General features: G+C 46.6%; 24 protein-coding genes. 21 read left to right on the top strand and 3 right to left on the bottom strand.

Annotated elements, in window-relative coordinates:
* The first annotated feature begins 169 nt into the window (after positions 1-169).
* From ACM1ND_RS18155 to ACM1ND_RS18135, 5 genes are all read left to right on the top strand, one after another.
* Positions 170-1,429: a stage II sporulation protein P gene (locus ACM1ND_RS18155; RefSeq protein ID WP_023989517.1), complete on the top strand. Its 1,260-nt coding sequence runs from the start codon at positions 170-172 to the stop codon at positions 1,427-1,429.
* Between the two features lie 27 nt (positions 1,430-1,456).
* Complete coding sequence (locus ACM1ND_RS18150; RefSeq protein WP_023989516.1) at positions 1,457-1,969, top strand: hypothetical protein; 513 nt, start codon at positions 1,457-1,459, stop codon at positions 1,967-1,969.
* A 71-nt stretch (positions 1,970-2,040) separates the two neighbouring features.
* Positions 2,041-3,855, top strand: a complete 1,815-nt coding sequence (gene lepA, locus ACM1ND_RS18145) for a translation elongation factor 4 (protein WP_023989515.1) — start codon at positions 2,041-2,043, stop codon at positions 3,853-3,855.
* A gap of 409 nt (positions 3,856-4,264) precedes the next feature.
* Positions 4,265-5,452, top strand: a complete 1,188-nt coding sequence (gene hemW, locus ACM1ND_RS18140; RefSeq protein WP_053325799.1) for a radical SAM family heme chaperone HemW — start codon at positions 4,265-4,267, stop codon at positions 5,450-5,452.
* A gap of 156 nt (positions 5,453-5,608) precedes the next feature.
* A complete protein-coding gene (locus ACM1ND_RS18135) occupies positions 5,609-6,085 on the top strand; it encodes an N-acetyltransferase (protein WP_013311174.1) in 477 nt (158 codons plus the stop codon).
* 82 nt (positions 6,086-6,167) lie between these two features.
* Here ACM1ND_RS18135 and ACM1ND_RS18130 read toward each other — a convergent pair whose 3' ends face one another.
* Positions 6,168-6,734, bottom strand: a complete 567-nt coding sequence (locus ACM1ND_RS18130; RefSeq protein ID WP_245240360.1) for a hypothetical protein — start codon at positions 6,732-6,734, stop codon at positions 6,168-6,170.
* Between the two features lie 327 nt (positions 6,735-7,061).
* Between ACM1ND_RS18130 and hrcA the strand changes: the two genes are divergently transcribed.
* The 10 genes from hrcA to ACM1ND_RS18080 all read left to right on the top strand — a co-directional run bounded on the left by hrcA (position 7,062) and on the right by ACM1ND_RS18080 (position 18,099).
* The gene (hrcA, locus tag ACM1ND_RS18125; protein ID WP_013372178.1) at positions 7,062-8,093 is read left to right on the top strand and encodes a heat-inducible transcriptional repressor HrcA; all 1,032 of its coding nucleotides are present in this window, start codon (positions 7,062-7,064) and stop codon (positions 8,091-8,093) included.
* 121 nt (positions 8,094-8,214) lie between these two features.
* Positions 8,215-8,787: a nucleotide exchange factor GrpE gene (grpE, locus tag ACM1ND_RS18120; RefSeq protein ID WP_013311172.1), complete on the top strand. Its 573-nt coding sequence runs from the start codon at positions 8,215-8,217 to the stop codon at positions 8,785-8,787.
* An 87-nt stretch (positions 8,788-8,874) separates the two neighbouring features.
* The gene (gene dnaK / locus ACM1ND_RS18115) at positions 8,875-10,719 is read left to right on the top strand and encodes a molecular chaperone DnaK (RefSeq protein ID WP_023989512.1); all 1,845 of its coding nucleotides are present in this window, start codon (positions 8,875-8,877) and stop codon (positions 10,717-10,719) included.
* A 247-nt stretch (positions 10,720-10,966) separates the two neighbouring features.
* Positions 10,967-12,097, top strand: coding sequence for a molecular chaperone DnaJ (gene dnaJ, locus ACM1ND_RS18110; protein WP_023989511.1), 1,131 nt, complete (start codon positions 10,967-10,969; stop codon positions 12,095-12,097).
* Positions 12,098-12,252: 155 nt separating this feature from the next.
* The gene (gene dcuS / locus ACM1ND_RS18105; protein ID WP_071558461.1) at positions 12,253-13,908 is read left to right on the top strand and encodes a DcuS/MalK family sensor histidine kinase; all 1,656 of its coding nucleotides are present in this window, start codon (positions 12,253-12,255) and stop codon (positions 13,906-13,908) included.
* On the top strand, positions 13,901-14,608 hold the full coding sequence (gene dcuR / locus ACM1ND_RS18100; RefSeq protein ID WP_053325797.1) for a two-component system response regulator DcuR: 708 nt from the start codon (positions 13,901-13,903) through the stop codon (positions 14,606-14,608). Before dcuS ends, dcuR begins: the two co-directional genes overlap by 8 nt.
* A gap of 121 nt (positions 14,609-14,729) precedes the next feature.
* On the top strand, positions 14,730-16,076 hold the full coding sequence (locus ACM1ND_RS18095; protein WP_418026413.1) for a 2-hydroxycarboxylate transporter family protein: 1,347 nt from the start codon (positions 14,730-14,732) through the stop codon (positions 16,074-16,076).
* Positions 16,077-16,138: 62 nt separating this feature from the next.
* Complete coding sequence (locus tag ACM1ND_RS18090; RefSeq protein ID WP_025723348.1) at positions 16,139-17,335, top strand: NAD(P)-dependent malic enzyme; 1,197 nt, start codon at positions 16,139-16,141, stop codon at positions 17,333-17,335.
* A gap of 179 nt (positions 17,336-17,514) precedes the next feature.
* Complete coding sequence (locus ACM1ND_RS18085; RefSeq protein ID WP_013311164.1) at positions 17,515-17,889, top strand: hypothetical protein; 375 nt, start codon at positions 17,515-17,517, stop codon at positions 17,887-17,889.
* A gap of 24 nt (positions 17,890-17,913) precedes the next feature.
* On the top strand, positions 17,914-18,099 hold the full coding sequence (locus ACM1ND_RS18080) for a YfhD family protein (protein ID WP_023989507.1): 186 nt from the start codon (positions 17,914-17,916) through the stop codon (positions 18,097-18,099).
* Positions 18,100-18,184: 85 nt separating this feature from the next.
* Here ACM1ND_RS18080 and ACM1ND_RS18075 read toward each other — a convergent pair whose 3' ends face one another.
* A complete protein-coding gene (locus ACM1ND_RS18075) occupies positions 18,185-18,604 on the bottom strand; it encodes a hypothetical protein (protein ID WP_023989506.1) in 420 nt (139 codons plus the stop codon).
* Positions 18,605-18,799: 195 nt separating this feature from the next.
* On the opposite strand from ACM1ND_RS18075, the gene prmA reads away from it, so the two are divergent.
* From prmA to ACM1ND_RS18050, 5 genes are all read left to right on the top strand, one after another.
* Positions 18,800-19,765 (top strand): 50S ribosomal protein L11 methyltransferase, encoded by a 966-nt coding sequence (prmA, locus tag ACM1ND_RS18070; RefSeq protein ID WP_023989505.1) that lies wholly within the window; start codon positions 18,800-18,802, stop codon positions 19,763-19,765.
* A 2-nt stretch (positions 19,766-19,767) separates the two neighbouring features.
* Positions 19,768-20,460, top strand: a complete 693-nt coding sequence (locus ACM1ND_RS18065) for a site-2 protease family protein (RefSeq protein ID WP_023989504.1) — start codon at positions 19,768-19,770, stop codon at positions 20,458-20,460.
* 188 nt (positions 20,461-20,648) lie between these two features.
* Positions 20,649-21,413: a 16S rRNA (uracil(1498)-N(3))-methyltransferase gene (locus tag ACM1ND_RS18060; RefSeq protein ID WP_053325796.1), complete on the top strand. Its 765-nt coding sequence runs from the start codon at positions 20,649-20,651 to the stop codon at positions 21,411-21,413.
* A gap of 1 nt (position 21,414) precedes the next feature.
* Positions 21,415-22,758, top strand: coding sequence for a tRNA (N(6)-L-threonylcarbamoyladenosine(37)-C(2))-methylthiotransferase MtaB (mtaB, locus tag ACM1ND_RS18055; RefSeq protein ID WP_053325795.1), 1,344 nt, complete (start codon positions 21,415-21,417; stop codon positions 22,756-22,758).
* A gap of 103 nt (positions 22,759-22,861) precedes the next feature.
* Positions 22,862-23,296, top strand: coding sequence for an NUDIX hydrolase (locus ACM1ND_RS18050; RefSeq protein WP_053325794.1), 435 nt, complete (start codon positions 22,862-22,864; stop codon positions 23,294-23,296).
* Here the strand turns inward: ACM1ND_RS18050 and ACM1ND_RS18045 are convergent.
* Positions 23,286-24,308 (bottom strand): Na/Pi cotransporter family protein, encoded by a 1,023-nt coding sequence (locus ACM1ND_RS18045; protein WP_053325793.1) that lies wholly within the window; start codon positions 24,306-24,308, stop codon positions 23,286-23,288. The two genes, ACM1ND_RS18050 and ACM1ND_RS18045, sit on opposite strands and share 11 nt — an antisense overlap.
* Positions 24,309-24,451: 143 nt before the next feature.
* Between ACM1ND_RS18045 and ACM1ND_RS18040 the strand changes: the two genes are divergently transcribed.
* Entirely contained in the window at positions 24,452-25,831 is a 1,380-nt protein-coding gene (locus ACM1ND_RS18040) for a class I SAM-dependent rRNA methyltransferase (protein WP_028540449.1), read from the top strand.
* The last annotated feature ends 197 nt before the right edge of the window (positions 25,832-26,028 follow it).

Genomic DNA, 26,028 nt, shown 5'->3' with positions numbered 1-26,028 from the left:
TAATCTCTTTCAAAAAGGGAGGTGATATACCTGTGGTAGAGATTTTTTGTGTTCTAGCAATTGTTCTCCGTTCATAGAGTTGAAGTATAAGAGATTTCCGCAGCAGATAGGAACCCTATGTTCAGAATATAAAGCGGGTTTCGACGGGACGAAGGAGGACAAGGCTCACATGAAAAAAATTCAGACCTGGAACGTCGGAAGATGGAGAAGAAAAGGTATCGAAATTTTGGCGATGGGACATACGCTTGTGCTGCTGATCATGGGCTCGGCGCTTTTATTTGTCGTTTTGGGGCTAGGGGGATTGGCAGAAAATCGTCTACAAACATCTCCTGTTTCTTCGATGAAAGGATTGGCAGGTTCGGTGTCTAGCGGTTTTTTTGCGGATATGCTAGGTATGGAAGTACCTCATTTGGCACAAAAGAAGCAGCAATCTTCGTTGTCGGGTGAACAATGGTCGCCTTTTGTTTTTCAGATGCTTACAGGTATTAATCCGCAGGATCCCAAAAGTCTCATTTCTCGTGAAATTCCTGGCATGTCTGCGGGAGCGCCTGTCTTGCTGCGCAAGGGTTCGGGGAACACAAAGGTAGAGGGTCCTACGGATTATCAGCCCGATCAGGGAACGACGGATGCCCCTGGTGGCTCAGATGCATCTGAGAACCCACCGACTACTACGCCGGATATTCCGACAACACCGCAAACAGATCCGGCACGTGAAGATCATCCAGGTGATACGGCCAAAGGGGACAAGCGTATATTAATCTACCATTCTCATCCCAGAGAAGCATATAACCCACTACTCAGCAAAACCAGTTCCAACCCCAATTCAGGTTCTAAATCAGCCAATGTGTCAAGGGTAGGGGACTTCGTAAAGAAGAGGCTGGAAAAGCAAGGGATATCCACACTGCATGTAAACAAGGATTATGCCACTACAGTTCAAAATTACAATTGGAACTATTCCTATAAATATTCACGCGAAACAGTCAAGGAAGCTTTAGCTGGAAATAAAGGTTTAACTTATTTGCTTGATATTCATCGAGATTCACAACGTCACGGAAAAACAACAGCAACCATTAATGGACTCTCTTATGCCAAGGTGTATTTTATTATCGGACATGACAACAAAAATTGGCGCGAAAATGAAGCTTTTGCTGCTCGTATTCATGAAAAGCTGGAAAAATCGTATCATGGCGTATCACGTGGTGTATGGGGGAAAGATGGTGGCAAAGGCAACAACGGTGAATACAATCAAAGCTTATCTTCGCATAGCATTTTAATTGAAATCGGGGGTATTGACAACACCGAGGAGGAGTTGAAACGCACCTCAGACGTTTTGGCGGACATGATCGGTGAAGTGTATTGGGAAGATCAGAAAGCTCAGAAAGCGGGCACTAACGTATCGGATACAAAAAAGAGCAACAGCGGCAATTAAATGAGGTAGCGGTAAGGGGGGAAGGTAATGTCTGGACATTTTCGTAATAAAGCACTTGGATTTGTATTGCTCATGGGGGCAGGTATTCTACTGGGTATGCAACTGGCAGGATCTGGCCTGCGTTCAGTGTATGGACCGGAATGGAACGGGGATACGATTCAATCGGTAAATCAACAGAAAGTCGGATATGAACAGACGGTTATTGAGGATACACCCGCAGCTAACGCTCGTGCATATAGCGGTACGTATAGCACAAGTGGAAATGTTAAGGTTGAGCCGAAAACGGGAGCGGGTATAAATGAAGCTAGTGGAAGGGAAGAAAATGAGGAGCAGACGGAACTCGGGGCATCCAGGTGGTATTCGACGACTGCGCAGCATGTCAATACTCAGGACCTGGAGACACCGCGTGAACTGTTAGCCGTCAAGGGACAACAAGCTTCGGTGGATACCATGGCGGACAAAACGGCTGGGCTGCTGCAAAACCTATCAAGACAGGGGATTCGATGGGTTGTGTCTGTTTTTGACGGAGTGACAGAATAGAAATATTGCTGACCCCCTATACAACTGCTATAATAAGCTGATTGACACTAGGCATTGTGTGGGGGTAAGGCATGACTGACATATTGGCAAGACAACGTAAAATTCGGAACTTTAGTATCATTGCACATATAGACCACGGTAAATCCACGCTGGCTGACCGGATTTTGGAATACACCGGTGCACTCACATCCCGTGAAATGCAGGAGCAAGTGCTTGATCAGATGGATCTGGAACGGGAGCGCGGGATTACAATCAAGCTCCAGGCAGTGCGACTCACTTATAAGGCCGATGACGGCGAAGAGTACATTTTGAATCTGATTGATACACCGGGACACGTCGATTTTACGTATGAGGTTTCCCGAAGCTTGGCGGCCTGTGAAGGGGCCTTGCTAGTTGTAGACGCGGCACAGGGTATTGAAGCACAGACATTGGCTAACGTATATTTGGCGTTGGACAACAATCTGGAAATTCTGCCAGTGCTTAACAAAATTGATTTGCCAAGTGCCGATCCTGAACGGGTGAAGCAGGAAATCGAGGATGTTATCGGCTTGGATACGAGCGAGACTGTCCACGCATCGGCCAAAGCTGGAATCGGTATCAAGGAAATTTTGGAACAGGTGGTCAGAAGCGTACCTGCTCCGCAAGGGAATCCGAATAATCCGCTGAAGGCGCTTATTTTCGATTCGCATTATGATCCATATAAAGGCGTTATTGTGTATGTCCGCGTCGTAGATGGTAGCATCAAGGCAGGTTCCAAAATTAAAATGATGGCAACTGACAAAACGTTTGAGGTTATTGAAGTTGGTGCTTTCATGCCACGTATGAGCATCGTGGACGAGCTGAACATCGGTGATGTTGGTTTTATCGTTGCTGGTATCAAGCATGTGGGTGATACGCGTGTCGGGGATACGGTGACAGATGCAAAAAATCCAACATTAGAACCGATGCCGGGTTATCGAAAAATTAATCCGATGGTATATTGCGGTCTGTATCCAATCGAAACATCGGAGTATAACGATCTGCGTGAGGCGCTTGAAAAGCTACAACTGAACGATGCTTCGCTCAGCTTTGAGCCAGAAACATCAAGCGCGTTGGGTTTTGGCTTCCGTTGTGGATTCCTTGGTCTGCTTCATATGGACGTTATTCAGGAACGGATTGAACGTGAATTTAACATTCCACTGATTACAACGGCACCAAGCGTTATTTACCGCATAAAGTTGACGAATGGGGAAACGATCCAGATCGACAATCCATCGAATTATCCGGAAATCGGACGGATTGAACATGTGGAAGAGCCCTATGTAAGAGCAGGTATTATCGTCCCTAATGATTACGTAGGTACGGTGATGGAGCTTTGTCAAACCAAACGTGGTGAGTACGTAAATATGGAATACTTGGATACGACACGGGTAACCATTACGTATCAAATTCCGCTGTCTGAAATCGTATATGATTTCTTCGATCAGCTTAAATCAAGTACCAAAGGTTATGCTTCCTTTGATTATGAGATTTCAGGCTATCGCCAGTCCAACCTGGTGAAAATGGATATCTTGTTGAATGGCGAGCAGGTCGATGCGCTGTCGTTCATCGTGCATAGAGATCGGGCTTATCATCGCGGACGTATTATCTGTGAGAAGCTGCGCGAGCTAATCCCGCGTCAAATGTTCGAGGTGCCAATCCAGGCATCTGTGGGAACAAAAGTCGTGGCGCGTGAAACCGTTAAGGCGATGCGTAAAAACGTCTTGGCCAAATGCTACGGCGGCGATATTTCCCGTAAACGGAAGCTGCTTGAAAAGCAAAAAGAGGGCAAGAAGCGTATGAAGCAGGTCGGTAACGTAGAAGTACCACAGGAAGCATTTATGGCGGTACTGAAAATAGATGAGTAAAGCTGCTTGAAGTATTCGTCCATTCTTTCATGGGGCATTTGCCGTGCATGGAGAATGGACGTTATTTATTTGAGCAAGCTATCCAGAGATGGAATGTTTGTTATCTCGGTTGCAAAAATAGTATAACAACAGTAGCTTTAGCGTATTTCTAAAGATGCTTTACTCTTACTGCAACACCTACATCACAAAAAATGACCGATGGTGGTGGGCAGCAGCAGAGTGGATGGAATCGTTCTGAAGAAGCGTTAGCGTTCGCCTTTATCCCCGGATTTTACCCTATTAAGTTTATTTACAAAGAAAAAATCCGGGGGTAACAGCGATCGGAAGAATGATCCATCCACGGAGCGTTCTCCCCCCTCTTCGCCATTTTTTTCAATCACCACACACTGAATTGACAAGGAGGATCGGTATGACCGCATCCATACAAAAACATGAACATTCATCCGCGCCTCAAGCGGTTTACCTGCATATACCTTTTTGCACGAATAAATGCTTTTACTGTGATTTCAACTCTTATGTGCTCAAGGATCAACCTGTTATGGAATATCTGTATGCACTGGAACGGGAGATGGAACATACAGTCAAGCTTCACCCGCCAGGAGAGATTAAAACCATTTTTGTCGGGGGCGGAACACCAACTACTCTAAACCCGAAAGAAATGGAATATTTCCTGAAGAGCGTCCGAACTTACTTCCCACATTGGGCGGAAGATATTGAGTTTTCCATGGAAGCCAATCCAGGCACCACTGATTTTGAAAAACTCACTGTAATGAAAGAAGGCGGCGTCAATCGACTCAGCTTTGGTGTACAGGCTTTTCAGAATGAGCTACTCACAGGCATAGGTCGTATTCACAGTACAGATGACGTATATCGCAGTTTGGAAAACGCTCGTAAGGTTGGCTTGGACAACCTGTCTATTGACCTGATGTTCGGTTTGCCGAACCAAACGGTGGAGATGCTGCATGAAAGCGTCAGTAGAGCGCTAGAGCTGGAGCTTCCTCATTACTCTATCTACAGCTTGAAGGTTGAAGAAAACACACTCTTCCATACACTGTACCAGAAAAATCAGTTGCCACTTCCACATGAGGATGACGAACTGGAAATGTATTTACTCCTCATGCGTCGCATGAAAGAAGCGGGGTATGAGCAGTATGAGATTAGTAATTTCGCAAAACCAGGCTTGGGGAGCAAGCACAACATGACCTATTGGCGAAATGAGGACTATTACGGTCTCGGCGCTGGGGCACATGGATATGTTGGCAGAGAGCGTCATATGAACATTAAAGGCATTAACCCTTATGTGGAGGCTAGTCGTAATGGTTTACCACGTCTGGATAGCTTTGAGGTGCCGGCGGCGGAAGCCATGGAGGATTTTCTTATGGTCGGTTTGAGAATGCTAGAGGGCGTATCCAAGTCCCGCTTTGAAGCTCAATTCGGTCAGGCATTGGAGGATACGTTTACTGCTCCTCTCGGGAAAATGCTCAATGCGGGGTTAATCGAATCAATTGAGGACGGTTATCGTTTGAGTGAACGCGGCATTTTATTCGGAAATGATGTATTTGCAGAGTTCATCGGTTCAATCACGGTAAATTCATAAGTCGTAGGCTTCAATACAGTACGTTTCAACTTCGTAAGCTGGGACAATCATTTTATAACAACATTCTGTCAAAGCAGGTAAATGGAGTATTGCGATTCTATGCGTGATGTTGTATATTTATTCATTATATGCGGCAAGCGGCAGGAGGAGAGCAAGATGGCTTCAGTGTGTAAAGATGTATTGTGCAGAAGTGCGGTTCCTGAGGATGTGGAGCCTTTATATCAAATGATTAGCGGCTATGCAGAGCGGGGGATTATGCTGCCACGTTCGAGGGAAGTGCTTACGCGCCAACTGGAGCTATTTATTGTTGCAGAGGTGGACGGCGAAGTTGTTGGTTGTGGTTCTTTATGCAAATTGGGCGCTGATCTGGTAGAGATTCGCTCCCTTGGCATCTCTGAGGGACATAAAGGTATGGGTATTGGCTCCAAGCTCGTGGAGGGCCTTATTATAGAAGCACGGCGGCAACGTATTCCTAAAATTATGGCATTGACCTACGAGGTCTCCTTTTTTATAAAAAACGGTTTTGATGTAGTAAGTAAAGAGATTTTCCCTGAAAAGGTATGGACCGACTGCATTCACTGTAGTAAACAAAACAATTGTGATGAAATCGCAGTGTTGAAAGTACTGAACTGACCTGTCAATAATGAGGTCAGTTCTTTTTTCATCAGGCCATAATCGTGCGTTTGTTATACAGCCTACATTGTTTAATCCTGGTTCATTTCTCATATGCTTTGAGCAACCACCAAATGAATTGATGATGAGGCTCCAGTTCGGAAGGTATTCCATTCAGGCTTCTTATGGGATGGTCCTTATGATAATCAGTATCATTATAAAAGTATGAAGTGCCGTCTAATGGAACTCGGTGTTTATATTTATACAAGGCGACAACATATCTTTCAGACGCTCCGCTTCTGCTTGGACTATATGTATATCCTTCCCAATCGGCTAGTGTTAAATCATCGTAATGTTGTATTGCCGATATACTGTATTTTATTTGCTTGGGAATACTTGGACTGAATTCTTGAGGGTAAAACAAAATGGTATTCCATATGCTTAAAAGTATTGTAGGAACCAAGATTAAGGCACAACACAGGGGGCTTAATTTACGAATTAGATGGATGACTGAAATAATAAGGGCTGCATTCAGGATGAAAACCAATGGCAAAGCAACTATTCTTCCTAGTCCTGTATACGGAAACAACTCAATTAAAATCTGAAACATACAAATTGTAGGTAAAAGTGCGATCGATGCGTATAAAAGATTGCGGCGATTAGTTCTCAAATTTAATTCCTCCTCAAGGACAAAGAAGCTATAATGGTATGGAGACATAGTCTCGAATTTTTCTATTTTCTGTGTCACTATACATAAATACGGTTTTTATACGCTGGATATTGAGATTTTTCGTGAAAAAGTGTAAACGTTGTGGATTCATTCCAGTAAACTAAACTGTTGTGATAAATCTTGTTTATTGAAAATACTGAACTGACTTGACAATGATCAGGTCGGTTTGGTATTTTTGTATTAACGGTTAGCACTCATCGCGAACGAGTGCTAATGATTCCATTTAACAATCATGCTATTATGGATAAACAACAAGGGGGGATTCGCTTGTTAACCGAACGTCAGAGACTCATTCTGAATGCGATTATTGATGACTACATTCGTTCGGCTGAGCCAGTGGGTTCCCGCAGCATATCCAAAAGGCAGGATGTCGGATTCAGCCCGGCCACGATCCGTAATGAAATGTCGGATTTGGAGGAACAGGGCTATCTGGAGCAACCCCATACTTCAGCGGGACGCATCCCGTCTCATAAAGGTTATCGTTATTATGTGGACCATCTGGTGCCACTGAATACGCTGAAGCCTATGGAAATGCGGGAACTGAAAGCCTTTTACGCCGAAAAGCTGAATGTAATGGAGCAAGTGATCCAGCATGCGTCAGGCATTTTGTCCCATATGACCAATTATACTTCCATCCTGCTTGGGCCGGAGGTTTTTCATACTTCATTGCGTCATTTTCAGCTGCTGCCGCTCAACGAAACGACGGCTGTGGCGATAATCGTGACCAATACCGGTCAGGTGGAGAATAAAACGGTAGATATTCCACCGGGAATTTCGATTTCCGAGATGGAGAAGGTTGTGAATTTACTGAACAGCAAGCTGGTCGGTGTGCCGATTTATCAGCTTAAATCGCGCCTTTACACCGCACTTGGTCAGGAGATGGAGAAGCATGTGTCTCATTTTGAGGACGCTATGAAGGTGCTGGATAAAGCACTGGATAATGAATCGGATCAGCGCTTGTATTTGAGCGGTGCGACGAACATGCTCAATCAACCTGAATTTAAAGATGTAGAAAAGGTTAAACATATTCTCGATCTGCTGGAGGAAACACCAACGCTGCTTAAACTAATGACACCTGTTGCCGGGGCACCTGAAATTCAAGTCCGCATCGGCACTGAAAATGATCATGAGGCGTTTGCCAATTGCAGCCTGATTACTGCTACGTATGCAGTAGATGGAGAAGCGTTGGGCACTATAGGCATACTGGGTCCGACACGGATGGAATATGCGAGAGTTATTAATATTTTGGGTATCCTGTCTAAGGATTTGACCGCAATGCTAACGCAACGGTTTAAATAGAACAAGACCGCATAGGTTGCGGTACTACATGTTCCGCGCCGGGATACGGTTTGTATCCTGCGCGGGTGCATTGTTGCGTGTTTTTGTAAAGGTAGTTATGACTTGAAGGAGGTGAAACATTTTGAAGGAAGAACAAGCGTTCCAAGAAGAAAAACAACAAAATGTAAGCACAGAGGAAGCCGCCGAAACGAGCCAGCAGGAAGAGCCGGTTAATGAAGCGGCAGCACTGGAAGACCAAGAAAGCGAAACAGAGCTGACTAAGCTTCGCGCACAGGCGGAAGAGCATCAACAGCGGTTTTTACGCGCTCAGGCGGATTTTGATAATTTTCGCCGTCGTACGCTGAAAGAAAAAGAAGACCTTGCCAAATATGCATCTATGAAGCTGGTTACCGAGTTGGTGCCTGTTTTGGATAACTTCGAGCGTGCGCTGGCAACAGCACCGCAAGGAGCGGAGTCTGAGTCATTCAGCAAAGGCGTGGAAATGATTTTCCGCCAGTTTGAGAGTGTGCTTCAGGCAGAGGGTGTAACGGCCATGAATTCGGTGGGACAACCGTTTAATCCGGATTTCCATCAGGCTATTATGCAGGTGGAGAGCGAGGAGCATGAGGAAGGCATCGTCGTTGAAGAGGTACAAAAAGGATACATGCTGAAGGACAAGGTGCTTCGTCCAGCGATGGTAAAAGTGAGCATGTAGCTTTTTCAATATACATTAGAAATACATCATTTTGATTCAACCATTCTGGCCTGCGGGCCTCGTATATACAGAAGGAGGAATTGTCCGATGAGCAAAGTAATCGGTATTGACTTAGGTACAACCAACTCTTGTGTGGCTGTTATGGAGGGCGGCGAAGCGGTCGTTATTCCAAATCCGGAAGGCGCACGCACAACCCCTTCCGTTGTTGGTTTCAAAAAAGATGGAGAACGTACTGTAGGGGAAACGGCAAAACGCCAAGCAATTACGAACCCGGATCGTACAATTATGTCCATCAAGCGTCACATGGGTACAAACCATAAAGAAAGCATTGACGGCAAGGAATATTCCGCACAGGAAATTTCCGCTATGATTTTGCAAAAGCTGAAATCCGATGCTGAAGCTTACCTGGGACAAACGGTTACTCAAGCTGTTATTACTGTTCCAGCTTACTTCAATGACGGTCAACGTCAAGCAACCAAGGATGCAGGTAAAATTGCTGGTCTGGAAGTTCTGCGGATTGTCAACGAGCCAACAGCAGCTGCATTGGCATACGGTATGGAAAAATCCGAAGACCAAACGATCCTCGTGTATGACTTGGGTGGCGGTACATTTGACGTATCCATTCTGGAACTGGGCGACGGTTTCTTCGAAGTTAAAGCAACAAGCGGCGATAACAAGCTGGGTGGCGATGACTTTGACCAAGTGATTATTGATTACCTCGTAAATGAGTTCAAAAAAGATCAAGGCATCGACCTGAGCAAAGATAAAGCTGCTGTACAACGTCTGAAAGATGCAGCGGAAAAAGCGAAAAAAGAACTGTCCGGCGTACTGACAACGACGATTTCTTTGCCGTTTATCACAGTAGCTGATGGCGTTCCACAGCATTTGGAGTTGAACCTGACTCGTGCGAAATTTGAAGAATTGTCTGAAGGTCTGGTAGAACGTACATTAGGACCTACTCGTCAAGCAATGAAAGACGCAGGCATGAGTGCCAGCGACATCGATAAAATCGTTCTGGTCGGCGGTTCCACACGTATTCCGGCTGTACAAGAAGCAATCAAAAAGCTGACAGGTAAAGAGCCACACAAAGGCGTAAACCCTGATGAAGTGGTAGCTTTGGGCGCGGCAGTTCAAGCGGGTGTACTGACTGGTGATGTGAAAGACGTCGTTCTCCTTGACGTAACTCCACTGTCCCTCGGTATTGAAACCGCAGGTGGCGTGTTTACTAAAATGATTGATCGTAACACGACGATCCCTACGAGCAAATCGCAGGTATTCTCGACATATGCCGACAATCAGCCTAGCGTAGAAATTCACGTGTTGCAAGGTGAACGTGAAATGGCAGCAGGCAACAAAACACTGGGTCGTTTCCAATTGGGAGATATCCCTCCAGCACCACGTGGTGTACCACAAATCGAAGTTACCTTTGATCTGGATGCGAACGGTATCGTGAACGTATCCGCTACAGATAAAGGCACAGGCAAAAGCCAAAAAATTACGATCACATCTTCCAGCGGCTTGAGCGACGAGGAAGTAGAACGTATGATGAAGGATGCCGAGTTGCATGCGGAAGAAGATAAAAAACGCAAAGATTTGGTAGAAGCGAAAAATGCTGCGGATCAACTGATCTACTCTGTAGACAAAACGATTAAAGATCTGGGCGAAAAAGCGGATGCAGGCGAAGTCGAAAAAGCAAATGCAGCTAAAGAAAATCTGCAAAAAACGCTGGAAACCGACAACCTGGAAGACATCAAAAAAGCTACTGAAGAACTGACTGAAATCGTTCAGCAATTGTCTGTGAAGCTATATGAGCAAGCTGCTCAAGAAGCACAGGCTCAACAAGCTCAAGATGGCGCAGCAGACAGCAAAGGCCGCGACAATGTGGTTGACGCGGACTATGAAGTTGTTGACGAAGACCAGAAGAAAGACTAAGCTACGGATCGGGTAGTGGTAGCTTTACGGTACACCGATGCGTTATGATATACTGAATAGTAATTGCAGCGTAGCTGCCTTGATAAATAACAATTAGCCGAAGGGTAACAGTTATTTCCAAGATAAATAAGCATATTACGGGTTGTACTGCCTTGAAATGATGGGAAGGTCAAAGCCGGGTCATCCCGTGCCTTTGGCTTTCCTTTTATATGTAGTGCAGACACGTTGTAGGCATGGGGGTGGAACATTGGCTGATAAGCGTGATTATTATGAGGTGCTGGGCGTCGCGAAGGGCGCTTCGGATGAAGAAGTCAAAAAGGCTTACCGTAAGCTTGCGCGTCAGTATCATCCGGACGTGAACAAGGCTGCGGACGCGGAAACTAAATTTAAAGAAGTGAAAGAAGCTTACGATGTTCTCAGCGATGGTCAGAAGCGGGCAAGATACGATCAGTATGGTCATGTAGACCCGAACCAGGGCATGGGAGGCGGCTTCGGTGGTGGCGCCGACTTCGGTGGCGGGTTTGGCGATATTTTTGATATGTTCTTTGGTGGCGGCGGCAATGGTCGACGTGATCCGAATGCACCGCAGCGTGGGAACGATCTTCAATATACGATGACGATTGAATTCAAGGAAGCGGTGTTCGGTAAAGAAACCGACATTCATATTGAACGTACGGAAACATGTGATACGTGTCACGGTACGGGAGCCAAAGCGGGTACTCAACCACAAACCTGCTCCGTCTGCCACGGCAGCGGACAGGAAGAAGTGGTGCAGAATACACCGTTTGGTCGCATGGTTAATCGACGCGCCTGCTCCAATTGCGGCGGTTCCGGTAAAATCATTAAAGAAAAATGTACGACTTGTAGCGGTTCGGGTCGGGTACGCAAGCAACGTAAAATTCATATCCGCATTCCAGCGGGTGTAGATGACGGCGCACAAATGCGTATTAACGGTGAAGGCGAAGGCGGTGTCAACGGAGGACCGGCAGGTGACTTGTACGTCGTGTTCCGTGTGAAATCGCACGACTTCTTTGAGCGTGAGGGAGACGATATCTACTGTGAAATTCCGCTGACGTTCTCACAGGCAGCATTGGGAGATGAAGTCGAGATCCCAACGTTGACCGAGAAAGTGAAGCTGAAAGTTCCAGCAGGTACGCAAACAGGTACTTACTTCCGTCTTAAAGGAAAAGGTGTGCCAAAACTGCGTGGCGTAGGTCAGGGTGACCAGCATATTAAGGTCGTTGTGGTAACGCCTAGTAAGCTGAGTGAAGAACAAAAGGATTTGCTGCGTCAATTCTCTTCGCTTAGCGGAGAGCAGACACATGAGAATGAGCAGTCTTTTTTTGACCGTGTGAAGCGCGCCTTCCGAGGCGACTAAGCCCAATTAGGAATCGCGGAGCTTCAACCATGAATCAAAGGAAACTATTCCGCAATTGCGGGATAGTTCCTTTTTTTATATTCACGTAAACACATACATAACCATTTTTGTATAGGCATGTTGAACTGTTGAGACTTAATATCAAGTAGAAAGGGGTGAGTTCCATCGGAAATGTACAGCTCAAGCTACGTCGGGGTAAACCACTATTAAAGCTCAGAGGCCTAATTACACTGCTAGTATGTCTAGTTATGGCACTTGTGCTTCTGCCTGTAACCCTGTTATTTGCTGAGAGAGTGGAACATGAAACTGAGAAGGGACTGGAAGAAAAGGCAATGTCCATCGCGCGTACACTCGCCCATACGCCGCTTATTGTCGAGCAATTGCAAGGGACGGGTTCGTCTCCTTCTATGCAGGAGTATGTGAAGAGGGTTTCAGCAGCAAATCACATCCAGTTTATCGTGGCTATGGATATGAAGGGAATTCGTAAAACGCACCCGGATGCTAGGATGATCGGCAAAGCCTTTGTCGGCGGAGACGAGTATACTGCACTTCATGGCCATGAGAGCGTGTCCGTTGCGAAGGGAACATTGGGCTTGTCCATGCGAGCCTTTTCCCCCGTGTTCAGTTTAACGGGGAAACAGGTAGGGGCGATTGTTGTTGGTATATCCATGCAAGATGTACAGATGGCTCAGGAAGGCAACAACCGTCTTATTGCTATCGCCATTGGCACTGGAATGTTGATTGGCACTGGAGGTGCGGTTGTGCTGGCTCGTAAAATCAAAAATATGCTAGTCGGACTGGAGCCGCCGGAAATCGCACGCTTGCTGGAGGAACGCAGCGCTATGTTGCAATCCATCAAGGAAGGGGTTATTGCAGTAGATGAATTCGGTCGCGTCATGCTGATGAATGCAGAAGCGATACGTCTGCTTAGGCAAGCGGGGATTGAAGATTTCTCATTCTCCGGACAGGAGATTACCGTTTATTTATCCGCTTTTCGATTGCAAGAGGTCTTGGAAGCGAGTACTCCACAGATGGATGAGGAAATGGAGCTGGGTGGAATAACCTTGCTGACCACCAGTGTTCCGATACGGGTCAAAGGGGAAATTGTGGGAGCAATTGTAACCTTTCGGGATAAAACGGAGATGAACCAGCTTGCGGAACGTTTGACAGGAGTGTCCCTGTACACGGAAGCACTACGTGCGCAGGCTCATGAATTTATGAACAAGCTGCATGTCATTATGGGGATGGTACACTTGCGAATGTACGATAAACTGGAGCATTACATTATGGATGCCGTCGAGCATCATCAAGTGGAGATTGGCTCCATCACCCGGCAGATCAGGGACCCAGTTATGGCAGGGTTTGTGTTGGGGAAATTAAGCCGGGCCAGAGAAGTAGGGGTGAATTTTGAACTGACTCCAGGTAGTTACTTGCCCGAATCCAGTCAAACTCAAACGACGCATGAACTGATTACTATTCTTGGCAATCTGTTTGATAATGCGGTGGAGGCGATGGAATCTTTGGAGCACAAACGGATTACCCTTTCACTTTATTTTGAGGAAAGCCAGAAGAACGGCTATCTGACCTGTATCATGTGCGATAATGGTCCGGGTATACCGGAAGGGCTTGTGAAGGCTATATTTGAAAAAGGTTTTTCGACCAAGGGAGAGTCACGAGGGATGGGTCTTTATCTGGTGACGCAAAGCGTGAAAAGATTACAGGGAAGTATAAAGTTGATCCCAGCCGAGCAAGGGTGCTGTTTTCAGATTACGATTCCATACATTATAGCGGGGAATGATGAACATGATTAATGTCCTGATTGTAGAAGATGATCCGATGGTTGCGGAATTTAACCGCAAATATATGGAGCAGGTAGAAGGTTTTCGATGTGGGGGTTGGGCTTCTTCTGTGGAAGAGGCTAAGAAATATATAGCTGAACAAGCCATTGATTTGATATTGCTAGATGTGTATATGCAGGAAAGCAATGGCCTCGATTTACTGTCATTCATACGGGAGACAGGTGTAAATATAGATGTCATTGTCATCTCGGCTGCAAGTGACATGAACAGTGTCAAAAAAGCGATGAACTTCGGTGCGGTGGATTACTTGATTAAGCCGTTCCACTTTAACCGTTTTTTGGAGGCCCTCACGGGGTACCGAGAGCACATTAGCATCGTGCGTGAGCGCAGCCTACTTTCGCAGGAAGAACTGGACCGACTGATTTATCATAAAAGCTTGACTAAAGAATTGGCACGTTTGCCCAAAGGCATAACTAAATCCACGCTGGCTATGATATGGAATTGTATCCAGCGGCATAATAAGGTGCTATTTTCCACCGAGGATATTGCGGAGAGCGCAGGGATATCCAGGGTGTCTATGCGCAAGTACCTGGCTTTTATGACAGAGATTGAGGCTCTTTCCATGGAAACCATATACGGTACCATAGGGCGTCCTGTTTACCAATACCGAATATTGCCACAGGCAGAAGGCATCATGAATAGTTTTATTTAAATCTTCTTTCTGATTACTTTAATTACAAAAGTGAATGATTAGTTTTAAAACCAAATAAAGCGTTTTCCAAGGTGTAGAATGGAAACATGATCATCATTCTTCACTTTATGGAGGGAGATTTATGGAAAATGCTACGAATCAGCCTGTCATTCAAAAGGGGCAAAGATGGAGTAAAAATTTTGTAGATGGCATCAGAATGCTGGGTAGGGTAAAGGTGGGGGTTATTCCTCTTCCACTCTATGCCGTGATCGCGCTAATTGTTTATGCAGCTGCAATTACTGAAAGACTTCCGAACGATCTGTTGGGCGGGTTTGCCGTCATCATGATTTTAGGTATACTTCTCAGTGATCTAGGGGCCAAGCTTCCGTTGCTTAAGTATATTGGCGGGCCGGCCATTTTATCTCTTATGGTTCCATCGTTAATGGTATTTTGGAATATGTTCAGTCCATCTGCGATGGGTGCTGTACACACGCTTATGAAAACCTCGAATTTTCTTTACTTCTACATCGCATGTCTAGTAACGGGAAGTATTCTTGGCATGGATCGGAAAATGCTGATGAACGGAATTGTCAAAATTTTTGCCCCCATTATTATAGGATCTATTGCAGCTGTTGCCGTGGGGATGGTGGTGGGGATGGCTTTTGGCTATAGCGCCTATCATACATTTTTTTTCATCATCATTCCGATTATCTCCGGTGGGATTGGGGAAGGCATTTTACCGTTGTCCATTTCGTATGGATTGGTGCTGGGCAAGGATTCCGCAGTATTCGTATCCCAGTTTATCCCGGCTGCAATTATCGGGAACATTGTTGCAATCATAGGTGCGGGTGTTCTGAAGAGATTAGCAGAGAAAAATCCGAAAACTTCAGGTAACGGGAGGTTATTAAAACTGGAGAAGGATGCAGATAAGTTAGCTCCGGCAAGTTTGGAGCAATCGATTTCTTTTCCATTGATGGGAGGAGGTCTGCTGTTAGCTTGCACTTTCTTTATTGTGGGTAAGTTGCTGGAGCCGTATCTCCATATTCCAGGCCCGATCCTCATGATTCTGGCGGCGGCATTAATTAAGTGTATTCAGATCATGCCGAACACATTGGAGCAGGGAGCTTTTCACTTGTACAAATGTATAACGGCAAGTCTGACGTGGCCCTTGATGGTGGGATTGGGTATTTTGTATGTACCTTTGGATAGTGTAGTTGGGATTTTAACGGTTCCTTATGCCATCACCTGCGCATCTGTTGTAGTTGCATTGATTGTTACCGGATACTTCACAGGAAAATGGATTCACATGTATCCCGTAGAAGCTGCTTTAGTGACTAGCTGTCGCGGTGGATTAGGGGGCACGGGAGATGTAGCCATTCTGTCTGCGTCCAATCGGATGGAACTGATGCCTTTTGCGCAAATTGCAACACGTATTGGAGGGGCAGGCACGGTCATTTTAGCAACTTTGTTACTCCAATTATGGAGCTGATGAGTTTTATACACAGGACTGAGATTCATTCCAAATAGAGACATGGAAGGACGGAGAAAAATATGAGCAGTTTAATAGATGAAATTAGAGAATTACACGCAGGTGGCAAAATGGAGACCTTACCAAAGAAGCCAATTGAAACGATGGAGGGGCTGTCCAAAGTTTATACGCCGGGTGTAGCTGAAATCTGTATGGAAATCGCCAATGACCCAGCCAAAGCGTATCAATTAACAATCAAAAAGAATACAGTAGCAGTCGTATCAGACGGAACTGCGGTACTTGGATTAGGAGATATCGGACCGGAGGCCGCTATGCCTGTGATGGAGGGTAAAGCAGTGTTGTTCAAACAATTTGCAGGTGTTGACGCCTTCCCGATCTGTCTCAACACGAAGGACGCTGATGAAATTGTTCAAATTGTCAAAATGATTGCTCCTGCCTTTGGCGGCATTAATTTGGAAGATATATCTTCGCCACGCTGTTTTGAAATCGAGAGACGGTTGAAGCAGGAACTGGACATTCCAGTATTTCATGATGATCAGCATGGTACGGCAGTCGTTGTATTAGCGGGTCTGGTCAATGCATTAAAGGTATGTGGCAAAAAAATGGAGGATGTCAAAGTTGTATTTGCAGGGATCGGTGCGGCGGGTATGGCCTGCTCCCGTATGCTGCTTAAGGCAGGTGTACGCAATCTGATTGGCGTTGATCGACAGGGAGCTATTCATCGTGACGTGGAGTACAGTAACCCGCATTGGACAGAGTATGCGAACATGACTAATCCGCACAATTTAAGTGGAAGTTTATCCGATGTGATTGTGGGAGCTGATGTATTCATCGGTGTGTCAGGCCCGAATATACTGACTGTGGAGGATATACAGAGCATGGCAACTGATCCTATTGTGTTCGCCATGGCGAATCCGAAGCCGGAAATTGATCCGGCTGTAGCCGCACCTCATGTACGTGTGCTTGCTACTGGCCGCTCCGATTTTCCAAATCAAATTAACAATGTGCTATGCTTCCCGGGAATTTTCCGGGGTGCTCTAGATTGCCATGCTACGACGATTAATGAGGAAATGAAACTAGCTGCCGGACTTGCTATCGCTGATGCGATCTGTCCTGAGGAGCTAAGTGAAACTTATATCATACCGAATGTTTTTAATCCGAAGGTGGTTCAAAAGGTACGGGATGCTGTCATTCGTGCTGCATGGGAGACAGGAGTGGCCAAGTCAGGTGAAGCTCCGGCTGCTACTTTACACCCGTAAAAGTTATATTCTTCACAAACTATGGTTCACAGTCTTGGCCTGCTGTTCTCGATACCGCCTGATCCGTCTAGCCTTCGTAGGGAATATAAAATCGTGCCAATGAGCAGGATATAACAAAGCGTAACGCTCTATGCTCTTGAAGAGCAGTTGCGCTCAATAATACACAGGGAGATTTTGAGATGGGCGAAAAAAATATTTTGGCGTATTTCAAAAGTCCTGAGGAAGCACAGGGAGCCGCTAGAAAACTGGAAGCTCTCCGGGTAGCCGATGTGTCGATAGACCGATTTAGCCGGTATCCGCGGCAGTCTACTGGCAACGCCGGATTGCCTGTATTTTCAGGACAGATTAGCAGCTTGTCCTCACTGACACAGGGCGTGGACTTTACAGATGCAACTCCAGCAATACTGGCTGCAGCTGATCCGTCCGCCAGTGGCATGAGTGATGGAGGACAGGGCGGACCGACGGGCCGTGATATTTTGTTGACTGCTGTGGTGGATGAATCCATTCATCATCAGGCGATGTCCATCGTGGAACAAGCGGGTGGAATGCTGTGAAAAGTTTGGAAGGAGTAGTGACCGATGTCCAAAAACAAACGGTTTGATAAAGTGCTGACCAAAACGGAGAAAATCAAACGCATGCAATCTGCTAAAAATGAAGATGTAGAGTTCTCGGCAGATCAGGCAGATGCTGAGGATCTAGAAGCGATCCGGCGTAGCGAAGTAGCTGACCGTCGTCAGCAGCGTATCATAATCGACAATGAGTAGAATTTAATAAGACGGGTTATCTCCATTAATAAGGATAATTTGTGGGATAGCCCGTCTTATTTGTGTTCTTTCCTCTTTCTATTCATTATCCGCTGTATGCTGTTGCACTAAAAACAAGAGGACCGGCGACGAAAGCAGTAGTCGCAGGCGTTTGATTTTCAATAATCAGTTGGTAGTTTTGCACGCCCAGAGGCGCAACGTCTACCGTTTCGACATTAAGAATAATATTGTTATCGAAGACATTGGATTCCAGTCCGTAATAAATTTCCTTGCCGGCTCTCCAAATCCGTACAAGCACTCTAATGTTGCCGGCACCGACAAAACGTAGTCCAATCGAGGCTTTTAACTCTACTCGGTTGTTGACAGCTCCAGAAATAGCAGGATCAATAAATACAGACGTCGTAGCAATTCCAAGTCCGGCTGGAGAAATCGGAACAGGAAGATTTATACCATTAGTGATAGGTGTAATAACACTGGCATTATAATCTAACACCGTCTTTGCCATACTAAATCACTCCTTTTCTAGTATATTGTATTGTATGTACTAGAGTTAAGGGTGCTTGGACTAAAAGAGTGGACAACATATACAAGCTCTACAAAAAATATTTTGAACTTCGATAATATTAGCTTTTTTGAACTCCTGTGCATGTATATAGTACAATGTAATGTATGCATGTGAAATGAGGAGGAAATGAAAACCATGTTGTGGAATGAAATTACAATACATACAACCGAAGAAGCCATCGAAATGATTTCGAATTTTCTGCACGAAGCAGGTGCAGGAGGGGTTTCCATTGAAGAATCCGGTTCGCTCAACAAGCCGCGGGATACGTCCTATGGACAGTGGTATGATCGGCCTTTGAACGACATACCTGAAGGACAAGCGATCATCAAAGGCTATTTTGCCGAAGAAGTGGATATGGATCGTATTCGTTCGCAGATTGAGCCGCGCGTCGAAGAATTGAGAACTTTCGATATTGATCCGGGTGAGGTTCAGTATGAGCTGAAAACAGTTGATGAGGATGACTGGGCAAATGCTTGGAAGCAATATTTCAAGCCTTTGCGTGTGTCGGACCGTCTGACGATTAAACCCACTTGGGAAGACTATGAGCCTGCGAGTGAAGAGGAAAAAATCATTGAGCTGGACCCTGGTATGGCCTTTGGGACCGGAACGCATCCTACGACATCCCTTTGTCTGAGAACGCTGGAGTCTGTGATTAAGGGTGGAGAAGAAGTTATTGATGTCGGCACGGGTTCCGGTATTTTGGCCATTGGAGCTGTAAAGCTGGGAGCGAAGCATGTACTTGCCTTGGATTTGGACCCGGTGGCAGTATCCAGTGCGCGGGAAAATACGCGTTTGAACGGACTGGAGGAACGCATCACCATTAAAGAAAGTGATTTGCTATCTGTGCTTAATGCAAGCGATCCAACGCTGGGTATCCAGTTACCGGTCAAGCTAGTGGTAGCTAATATATTGGCAGAGATTATTCTGCTGTTCATTGATGATGTATATAAAGCCCTGGAACCAGGTGGTATTTATATTGCTTCAGGGATTTGGAAGAACAAAGAAGAGGTTGTCGAAACTGCTTTGAAAGCAGCTGGCTTTGAGATTGCCGAAATAAGCCGGGATGAAGATTGGCTGGCGTTTGTGGCGAGAAAGAGGTAAGTATGGATTTTCTACAAAATATTTTTCGTGTAAATTTAAATGTTCTTCCCTTTTATTTACTGGCTGTGATCATATCGTTCACGGTTCATGAGTTTGCACATGCGTATTATGCCAATAAATTTGGTGACCCTACGGCCAAGCTACTTGGGCGCGTGACTTTAAATCCGGCAGTGCATATTGACCTGCTGGGTACGCTGCTGCTGTTGATCGGAGGCTTTGGCTGGGCCAAGCCAGTTCCGGTTAATCGTGACAATTTTAGCCGTCCGCGCCTCATGGGCATTATCGTATCGGCTGCGGGTCCGCTGAGCAATCTGCTGCTTGCATTTGTTACTACTTTGATCTATGCCGTGCTCCTTCATTTTCAAGTATTGCCGGGGATGGAGAACCAACGGGTAGCTCAAGCAATCTATTTGTTTATCAATGCTCTGATCAATTTAAATCTATTTTTGTTTATCTTTAATTTGATCCCACTGCCTCCACTGGATGGATACCGGATTGTGGAAGATGTGGCCCCCACTCCTGTACGCCGTAAGCTTCAGCAATTTGAACAGTGGTCGATCTTTATTTTTCTGCTTATCCTGGTCATTCCGCAGGTTCGAGCTGTAACAATTGAACCTCTTTACACGCTGGCCCAGATGATTTATATACAGTTTTTGCAGTTCTCTTTTTATATCACTGGATTGTTTGGAGCCTAAGGGCTCCTTTTTTTACGAGAATAGGTAGGTATAACCTGAATAGAAGAGGGAACAGACTGGTCATACAGGCGCAAAAGATGATATGATGTTGCTTGGTGATTTATTCGGATTTTGTACGGAACGTTAGTGGATAACAGTTATTTTTAGAATGAGGATTTTGCAAAATCCAGGAATAGGTGTGAGAGAGAATGCAGCGTTATTTTATTCCGGCAGAGCAATTTCTAGAAGATCACGTGATTGTCGCGGGTGAGGACGCGCGGCATATCGCTAAAGTCATGCGGGGCCGTAGTGGTGACAAAATTATAGTTAGTGACGGGATATCTAGGGAAGCGCTGGCTGCATTGGATACGATTGAGCAGGATCGTGTTACGGCGACGATTATTGAGCCGTTGAAGATGACCTCTGAACCGCATGTGCAGGTCACTATCGCTCAGAGTCTTCCTAAAGGAGACAAGATGGAGACGGTGATGCAAAAATGTACAGAAATCGGAGCAACCGGGTTTGTACCGTTTTTGTCCGAGCGTACGGTCGTGCAGTATGATGCCAAAAAAGAAGGCAAGCGACTGGAGCGTTGGCGCAAGATTGTGAAGGAAGCGGCTGAACAAAGCCACCGTAACCGGATTCCAGAAATTAGCGCGCCCATGACGTGGAAAGAACTTCTGGCTTCTTTTGCTGGGTATGATTTGATATGTTATTGTTATGAAAAAGAGCAGGGTAAACAGCTACGGGATGTAATCCAGCCTTTGGCAGGACAATGGGCGTCGACGGACATGCCGCGTGTTCTGCTGGTGGTAGGCCCGGAAGGCGGCTTTACTGAAGCGGAAAGCCTGGAGGCCGAGCAGGCCGGGGCACAGTCTACAGGACTGGGAAGACGTATTTTGCGTGCGGAGACCGCAGGAATGGCTGCATTGGCATGCATTTTATATGAGACAGGAGAAATGGGAGGGGTTTAATATGCCGTCAGTGGCATTTTACACATTGGGCTGTAAGGTAAACTTTTATGATACAGAAGCGATCTGGCAGCTGTTTAAAAATGAAGGTTATGAACAGGTGGACTTTGATGAGCAGACTGCTGATGTCTATCTTATCAATACATGTACCGTTACGAATACCGGTGATAAAAAGAGTCGGCAGATCATTCGCCGCGCGATTCGCCGGAATCCAGATGCCATTGTGGCAGTGACGGGCTGTTATGCCCAAACTTCTCCTGCCGAAATTATGGATATTCCTGGCGTTGATCTCGTTATCGGGACTCAGGATCGAGACAAAATCATTCCGTTCGTACAGGAAATTCAAGAAACGCGTCAACCGGTGAACGCCGTGCGCAATATTATGAAAACGCGTGTATTTGAGGAAATGGATGTGCCTGATTTTGCTAATCATACTCGGGCCTTTTTGAAAATTCAGGATGGGTGCAATAACTTCTGTACCTTCTGCATCATTCCGTGGTCGCGGGGTCTATCCCGTAGTCGTGATGCTGCGAGTATTATTGCACAGGCGCGTCAACTGGTGCACGCAGGCTACAAGGAAATTGTACTCACAGGTATCCACACTGGCGGTTATGGTGACGACATGGATAATTACGACCTATCTGATCTGCTGTGGGATCTGGAGAAGGTGGAAGGGCTGGAGCGTATCCGTATCAGTTCGATTGAAGCCAGCCAGATTGATGAAAAAATGCTTGATGTACTGAACCGTTCCACCAAGCTGGTTCGTCATTTTCACATACCGCTTCAGGCGGGGGATGACACCGTGTTGAAACGGATGCGTCGCAAGTACACCACAGAAGAGTTTTATAACAAAATGCTTATGATTCGCAAAGCAATGCCGGATGTAGCGATTACAACGGATGTGATTGTCGGCTTCCCTGGGGAGACGGATGAAATGTTCCGCAATGGCTATGAGCTGATGAAAAAAATCGGTTTTTCGGAAATGCACGTGTTCCCATACTCCAAGCGCAGTGGAACTCCTGCGGCGCGTATGGAGGATCAGGTGGACGAAGACGTGAAAAATGCACGAGTGCATGAGCTGATACAACTGTCAGAGCAAATGCAACTGGCGTATGCTGAGAAGTTTGTAGGTCAGGTGCTGGAGGTCATTCCGGAAGTTGCGCCGAAAGGGACCGAAGATAGCGGCATACTCCATGGATATAGTGACAATTATATTCAACTGGCGTTTGAAGGTACTGAGGATCTGGTTGGCAAGGTATGCCGCGTGAAGCTGACGAAGGCAGGTATTAATGAAAGTGAGGGCCAATTGGTCCGCGTACTAGAGAATGGGCTGCAAACAGCTCTGTAAGAACAAAAAAGCCTGAACAGGCAATAGAGATGGCAAACAAGGATTTCGCCTTTCCTTACAGAGAGGACGGAATCCTTGTTGCGCAAGGAAGGGAGATTACAGGATGGCAGCAAAAAAGGAAATTTCCGCAGGCGGCGTTGTGTTTCGCAAACAGGGGGAGCAGCTTGAAATTCAGCTCATTACTGACCGATATGGTAAGGTATCCTTGGCTAAAGGGAAAATGGAGTTGGGAGAAACAATCGAACAGACGGCTTTACGTGAAATTCGCGAGGAAACAGGGTTGAACGGGCGGATTATCCAGCATGTAGATATGATTGCTTATACGTATCAGCATCCAGAATTTGGGGAAGTAGATAAAGAAGTACACTATTATCTCGTAGAGGCACTGGATGGGGTTTTACAGGCACAGATCGAAGAAATTAAAGGAGTTGCGTGGCATACGCCTGAGGAAGCATGGCGTCTCCAGCGCCAGGGTGGATATGACAATAATGATGTCATTTTAAGCAAGGCGCTGTCCATGCTAGGAATTAACGTTTGATTCTGTGGGGAGATATACGATCCTCTAAACGCGTCCACACAGGTAGATAGCAGAGAGGCAAAACCAGCAGAGAGCTAATAACGTTAAACAGAGTTTGGGCATGGGCTACCTTGGCTCCGGGCTCGGTAGATATCCAGGCAGCGGCCATCTCCAGACCAGGGATCAACGGCATAAAGAGCAAGGCTCCGCCTACGTTCAGCAGCACGTGGGACCAGGCCACAAATTTGCCGGACACGCTGCCGCCAACAGCGGCAATCAGGGCGGTTACGCAGGTGCCTACATTGGAGCCGATGACGATGGCGATCCCCACATCGGCTGGCAAGGCTCCCGCAGCGGCAAGGCTAATCGCCATGCCAATGACGGCTGCGCTACTGTGAACCAGCGCGGTCAGACAGGCTCCAGCAGCGAAGGCCCACCACATGTTGGCCGCAGCGTGATCAAGAAACCAGCGGAATAGTCCGGCCTGCTCAATCCAGGGGCCGACTGTTTGCATTACGCGGATACCTGCCAGAATCAGCGAAAATCCAGCAAAGACGAGGCTGATATATTGTACAGCCTGCGGACGGCTAAGCCCATTGGAGCCGGGTGAAGCTCCAGCGGACGCATACTGGCGACTGGGGACAGCTTCACCCCACAGGACGGCAGTGCTCCAGCATAGCAGTGAGCCGCAGAGCAGCGGAACAGCCAGCATGCCAAGCTGGAGCCCCATCAGCTCAGTGGTCAGGCAGGTGCCGATATTGGTGCCGAGAATGATGCCGAGCGTGCGGCCGTAGGTCAACAGCCCGGCGTTGACCAGTCCGATCGTCAGCACCGTTACGGCGGTGCTGCTTTGCAGCAGGGCCGTAACGCCTGAGCTGAACAGCATGCCCCGCCAAGGGGAAACTGTGGCGCGGTTCAGCCAGCGGGTGAGGAAGGGGCCGGCTAAATGCCGGAGGGCTGCTTCCATCAGCTTCATCCCGCCCAAAAAAATAAACAGCCCGCCGCACAGTGGGAGTATAACATGTATAAACACGGGCATAGCCCCCTTTTCTAGGTAAAAATACTTATGTAACAGCCTATGATCTGTCGGGGACAGCCATGACAAGCATGGCTGAGCTCTTTTTTACGGAACGATATTAAGGACTTTGAGTAATCCAAGAATGGGAGTGAAGGATTTTGCCTTCAGTAATATTAGAACGCAGCCGTAAAAAAAGGCTGGAGCACGCACACCCTTGGGTGTTTAAAAACGAAATAGCCAAGATCGAAGGGGACCCAGAGGCAGGCGATTTGGTCAGTATCGTTAACCATCAGGGGCGTTATTTGGCGACAGGTTACTATAATCCAGCTTCACAAATTACAGTGCGTGTGATGTCCTACGAGCCGCTGGAAGCAATGGATCAAAACTTTTTTGCCCAACGCTTTCGCAAATGTCTGGAGCACCGCGAACGTTTTGTGACCGGGGGAAACGCTTATCGGTTGGTGTACGGCGAGGCTGATTTTTTGCCTGGACTGATTGTAGATCGATTTGGTGATGTGTTAGTCGTGCAGTTGTTAACGCTTGGCATGGATCGGCGCAGGGAAGAAATCAGGGATGCGCTCGTTGAAGTAGTGGGTCCTGTTGGTATATATGAGCGAAGTGATGTATCCATCCGTGAGCTGGAAGGATTGGAACAAACGAAGGGTCCTTTGTACGGTGATTGCCCGCGTCATGTGGTAGTGACGGAAAATGGTCTGCAAATCAAGGTTGATATCGTAGAGGGCCAGAAGACGGGTTATTTCTTTGACCAGCGTGAAAATCGTGCGGCCATAGCACCGTTGATGACAGGTTGGGGAGCACGTAGTGGAATTACGCTACAAGAAGTAGCTGCAGACTCAGGGGATGCGGGCACAACGGTCATGAAGCCAGTGAATAAAAGTGGTAAGGTTGTTGAATTCCCATTCTGGGATGGCGCAACCGTATTGGAATGTTTTTCGCACACGGGAAGCTTTACGCTCAATGCATGTAAACATGGTGCTAAAAAAGTAACTTGTCTTGATATTTCAGAGCATGCGATTGAAAGTGCGCGGGATAATGTCAAGCTGAACGGTTTTGAGGAACGCGTCGAGTTTGTCGTCGACGATGCTTTTCAATATTTGCGCAATCAAGTGAAAGGTGTAGAGGAACGCAATGCACGAGCCGGGGGCAAAGGAGATACATCCAAGCCGCTGACAGCAGGTGGCGGACGCACCTTTGACGTGGTCATTCTTGATCCGCCAGCCTTTGCCAAAACGAAGAACGCTGTCAAAGGAGCTACACGTGGATATAAAGATATCAACCTGCACGGGATGAAGCTGGTCAATGAGGGCGGCTATCTGGTGACTGCGAGCTGCTCGTTCCATATGCGGCCAGAGTTGTTTTTAGATACCATTAAGGAAGCGGCGGCAGATGCCGGCAAAATCCTTCGTCTGGTAGACTGGAGAGCGGCTGGTAAGGACCATCCTCAAATTTTGGGTGTGGAGGAAGGCCATTACTTGAAATTCGCCATCTTTGAGGTGCGCAGCCGGACACAGCTGTAGGTTTCATACAAGGTCAAAGTCAATCGCCTTTTTGGTGATTAAATAGGTAAAATAGACTCGTTTAGGTATAAATCAGTCCTGTAGAGAAGGCGTGCACCAAGCCAATCTGCGGGACTGATTTGTTTTTTTAGAGGGAGGAAGAATTGCTACAACATGGCAAACGTACGTTCTTTTCTCCCTTGCCTGATATGCTATAC

This window comes from Paenibacillus sp. JJ1722, from assembly GCF_048282685.1.
Classification (GTDB): domain Bacteria; phylum Bacillota; class Bacilli; order Paenibacillales; family Paenibacillaceae; genus Paenibacillus; species Paenibacillus polymyxa_B.
This window is presented reverse-complemented; position numbering and strand designations above follow the sequence as displayed.

Excerpts from the sequence above, each read along its gene's own strand:
- ACM1ND_RS18155 (WP_023989517.1), top strand. The coding sequence starts at position 170 with ATGAAAAAAATTCAGACCTGGAACGTCGGAAGATGGAGAAGAAAAGGT.
- ACM1ND_RS18150 (WP_023989516.1), top strand. The coding sequence starts at position 1,457 with ATGTCTGGACATTTTCGTAATAAAGCACTTGGATTTGTATTGCTCATG.
- lepA (WP_023989515.1), top strand. The coding sequence starts at position 2,041 with ATGACTGACATATTGGCAAGACAACGTAAAATTCGGAACTTTAGTATC.
- hemW (WP_053325799.1), top strand. The coding sequence starts at position 4,265 with ATGACCGCATCCATACAAAAACATGAACATTCATCCGCGCCTCAAGCG.
- ACM1ND_RS18135 (WP_013311174.1), top strand. The coding sequence starts at position 5,609 with ATGGCTTCAGTGTGTAAAGATGTATTGTGCAGAAGTGCGGTTCCTGAG.
- dnaK (WP_023989512.1), top strand. The coding sequence starts at position 8,875 with ATGAGCAAAGTAATCGGTATTGACTTAGGTACAACCAACTCTTGTGTG.
- dcuR (WP_053325797.1), top strand. The coding sequence starts at position 13,901 with ATGATTAATGTCCTGATTGTAGAAGATGATCCGATGGTTGCGGAATTT.
- ACM1ND_RS18095 (WP_418026413.1), top strand. The coding sequence starts at position 14,730 with ATGGAAAATGCTACGAATCAGCCTGTCATTCAAAAGGGGCAAAGATGG.
- ACM1ND_RS18090 (WP_025723348.1), top strand. The coding sequence starts at position 16,139 with ATGAGCAGTTTAATAGATGAAATTAGAGAATTACACGCAGGTGGCAAA.
- ACM1ND_RS18085 (WP_013311164.1), top strand. The coding sequence starts at position 17,515 with ATGGGCGAAAAAAATATTTTGGCGTATTTCAAAAGTCCTGAGGAAGCA.
- ACM1ND_RS18080 (WP_023989507.1), top strand. The coding sequence starts at position 17,914 with ATGTCCAAAAACAAACGGTTTGATAAAGTGCTGACCAAAACGGAGAAA.
- ACM1ND_RS18075 (WP_023989506.1), bottom strand. The coding sequence starts at position 18,604 with ATGGCAAAGACGGTGTTAGATTATAATGCCAGTGTTATTACACCTATC.
- prmA (WP_023989505.1), top strand. The coding sequence starts at position 18,800 with ATGTTGTGGAATGAAATTACAATACATACAACCGAAGAAGCCATCGAA.
- ACM1ND_RS18065 (WP_023989504.1), top strand. The coding sequence starts at position 19,768 with ATGGATTTTCTACAAAATATTTTTCGTGTAAATTTAAATGTTCTTCCC.
- ACM1ND_RS18060 (WP_053325796.1), top strand. The coding sequence starts at position 20,649 with ATGCAGCGTTATTTTATTCCGGCAGAGCAATTTCTAGAAGATCACGTG.
- mtaB (WP_053325795.1), top strand. The coding sequence starts at position 21,415 with ATGCCGTCAGTGGCATTTTACACATTGGGCTGTAAGGTAAACTTTTAT.
- ACM1ND_RS18050 (WP_053325794.1), top strand. The coding sequence starts at position 22,862 with ATGGCAGCAAAAAAGGAAATTTCCGCAGGCGGCGTTGTGTTTCGCAAA.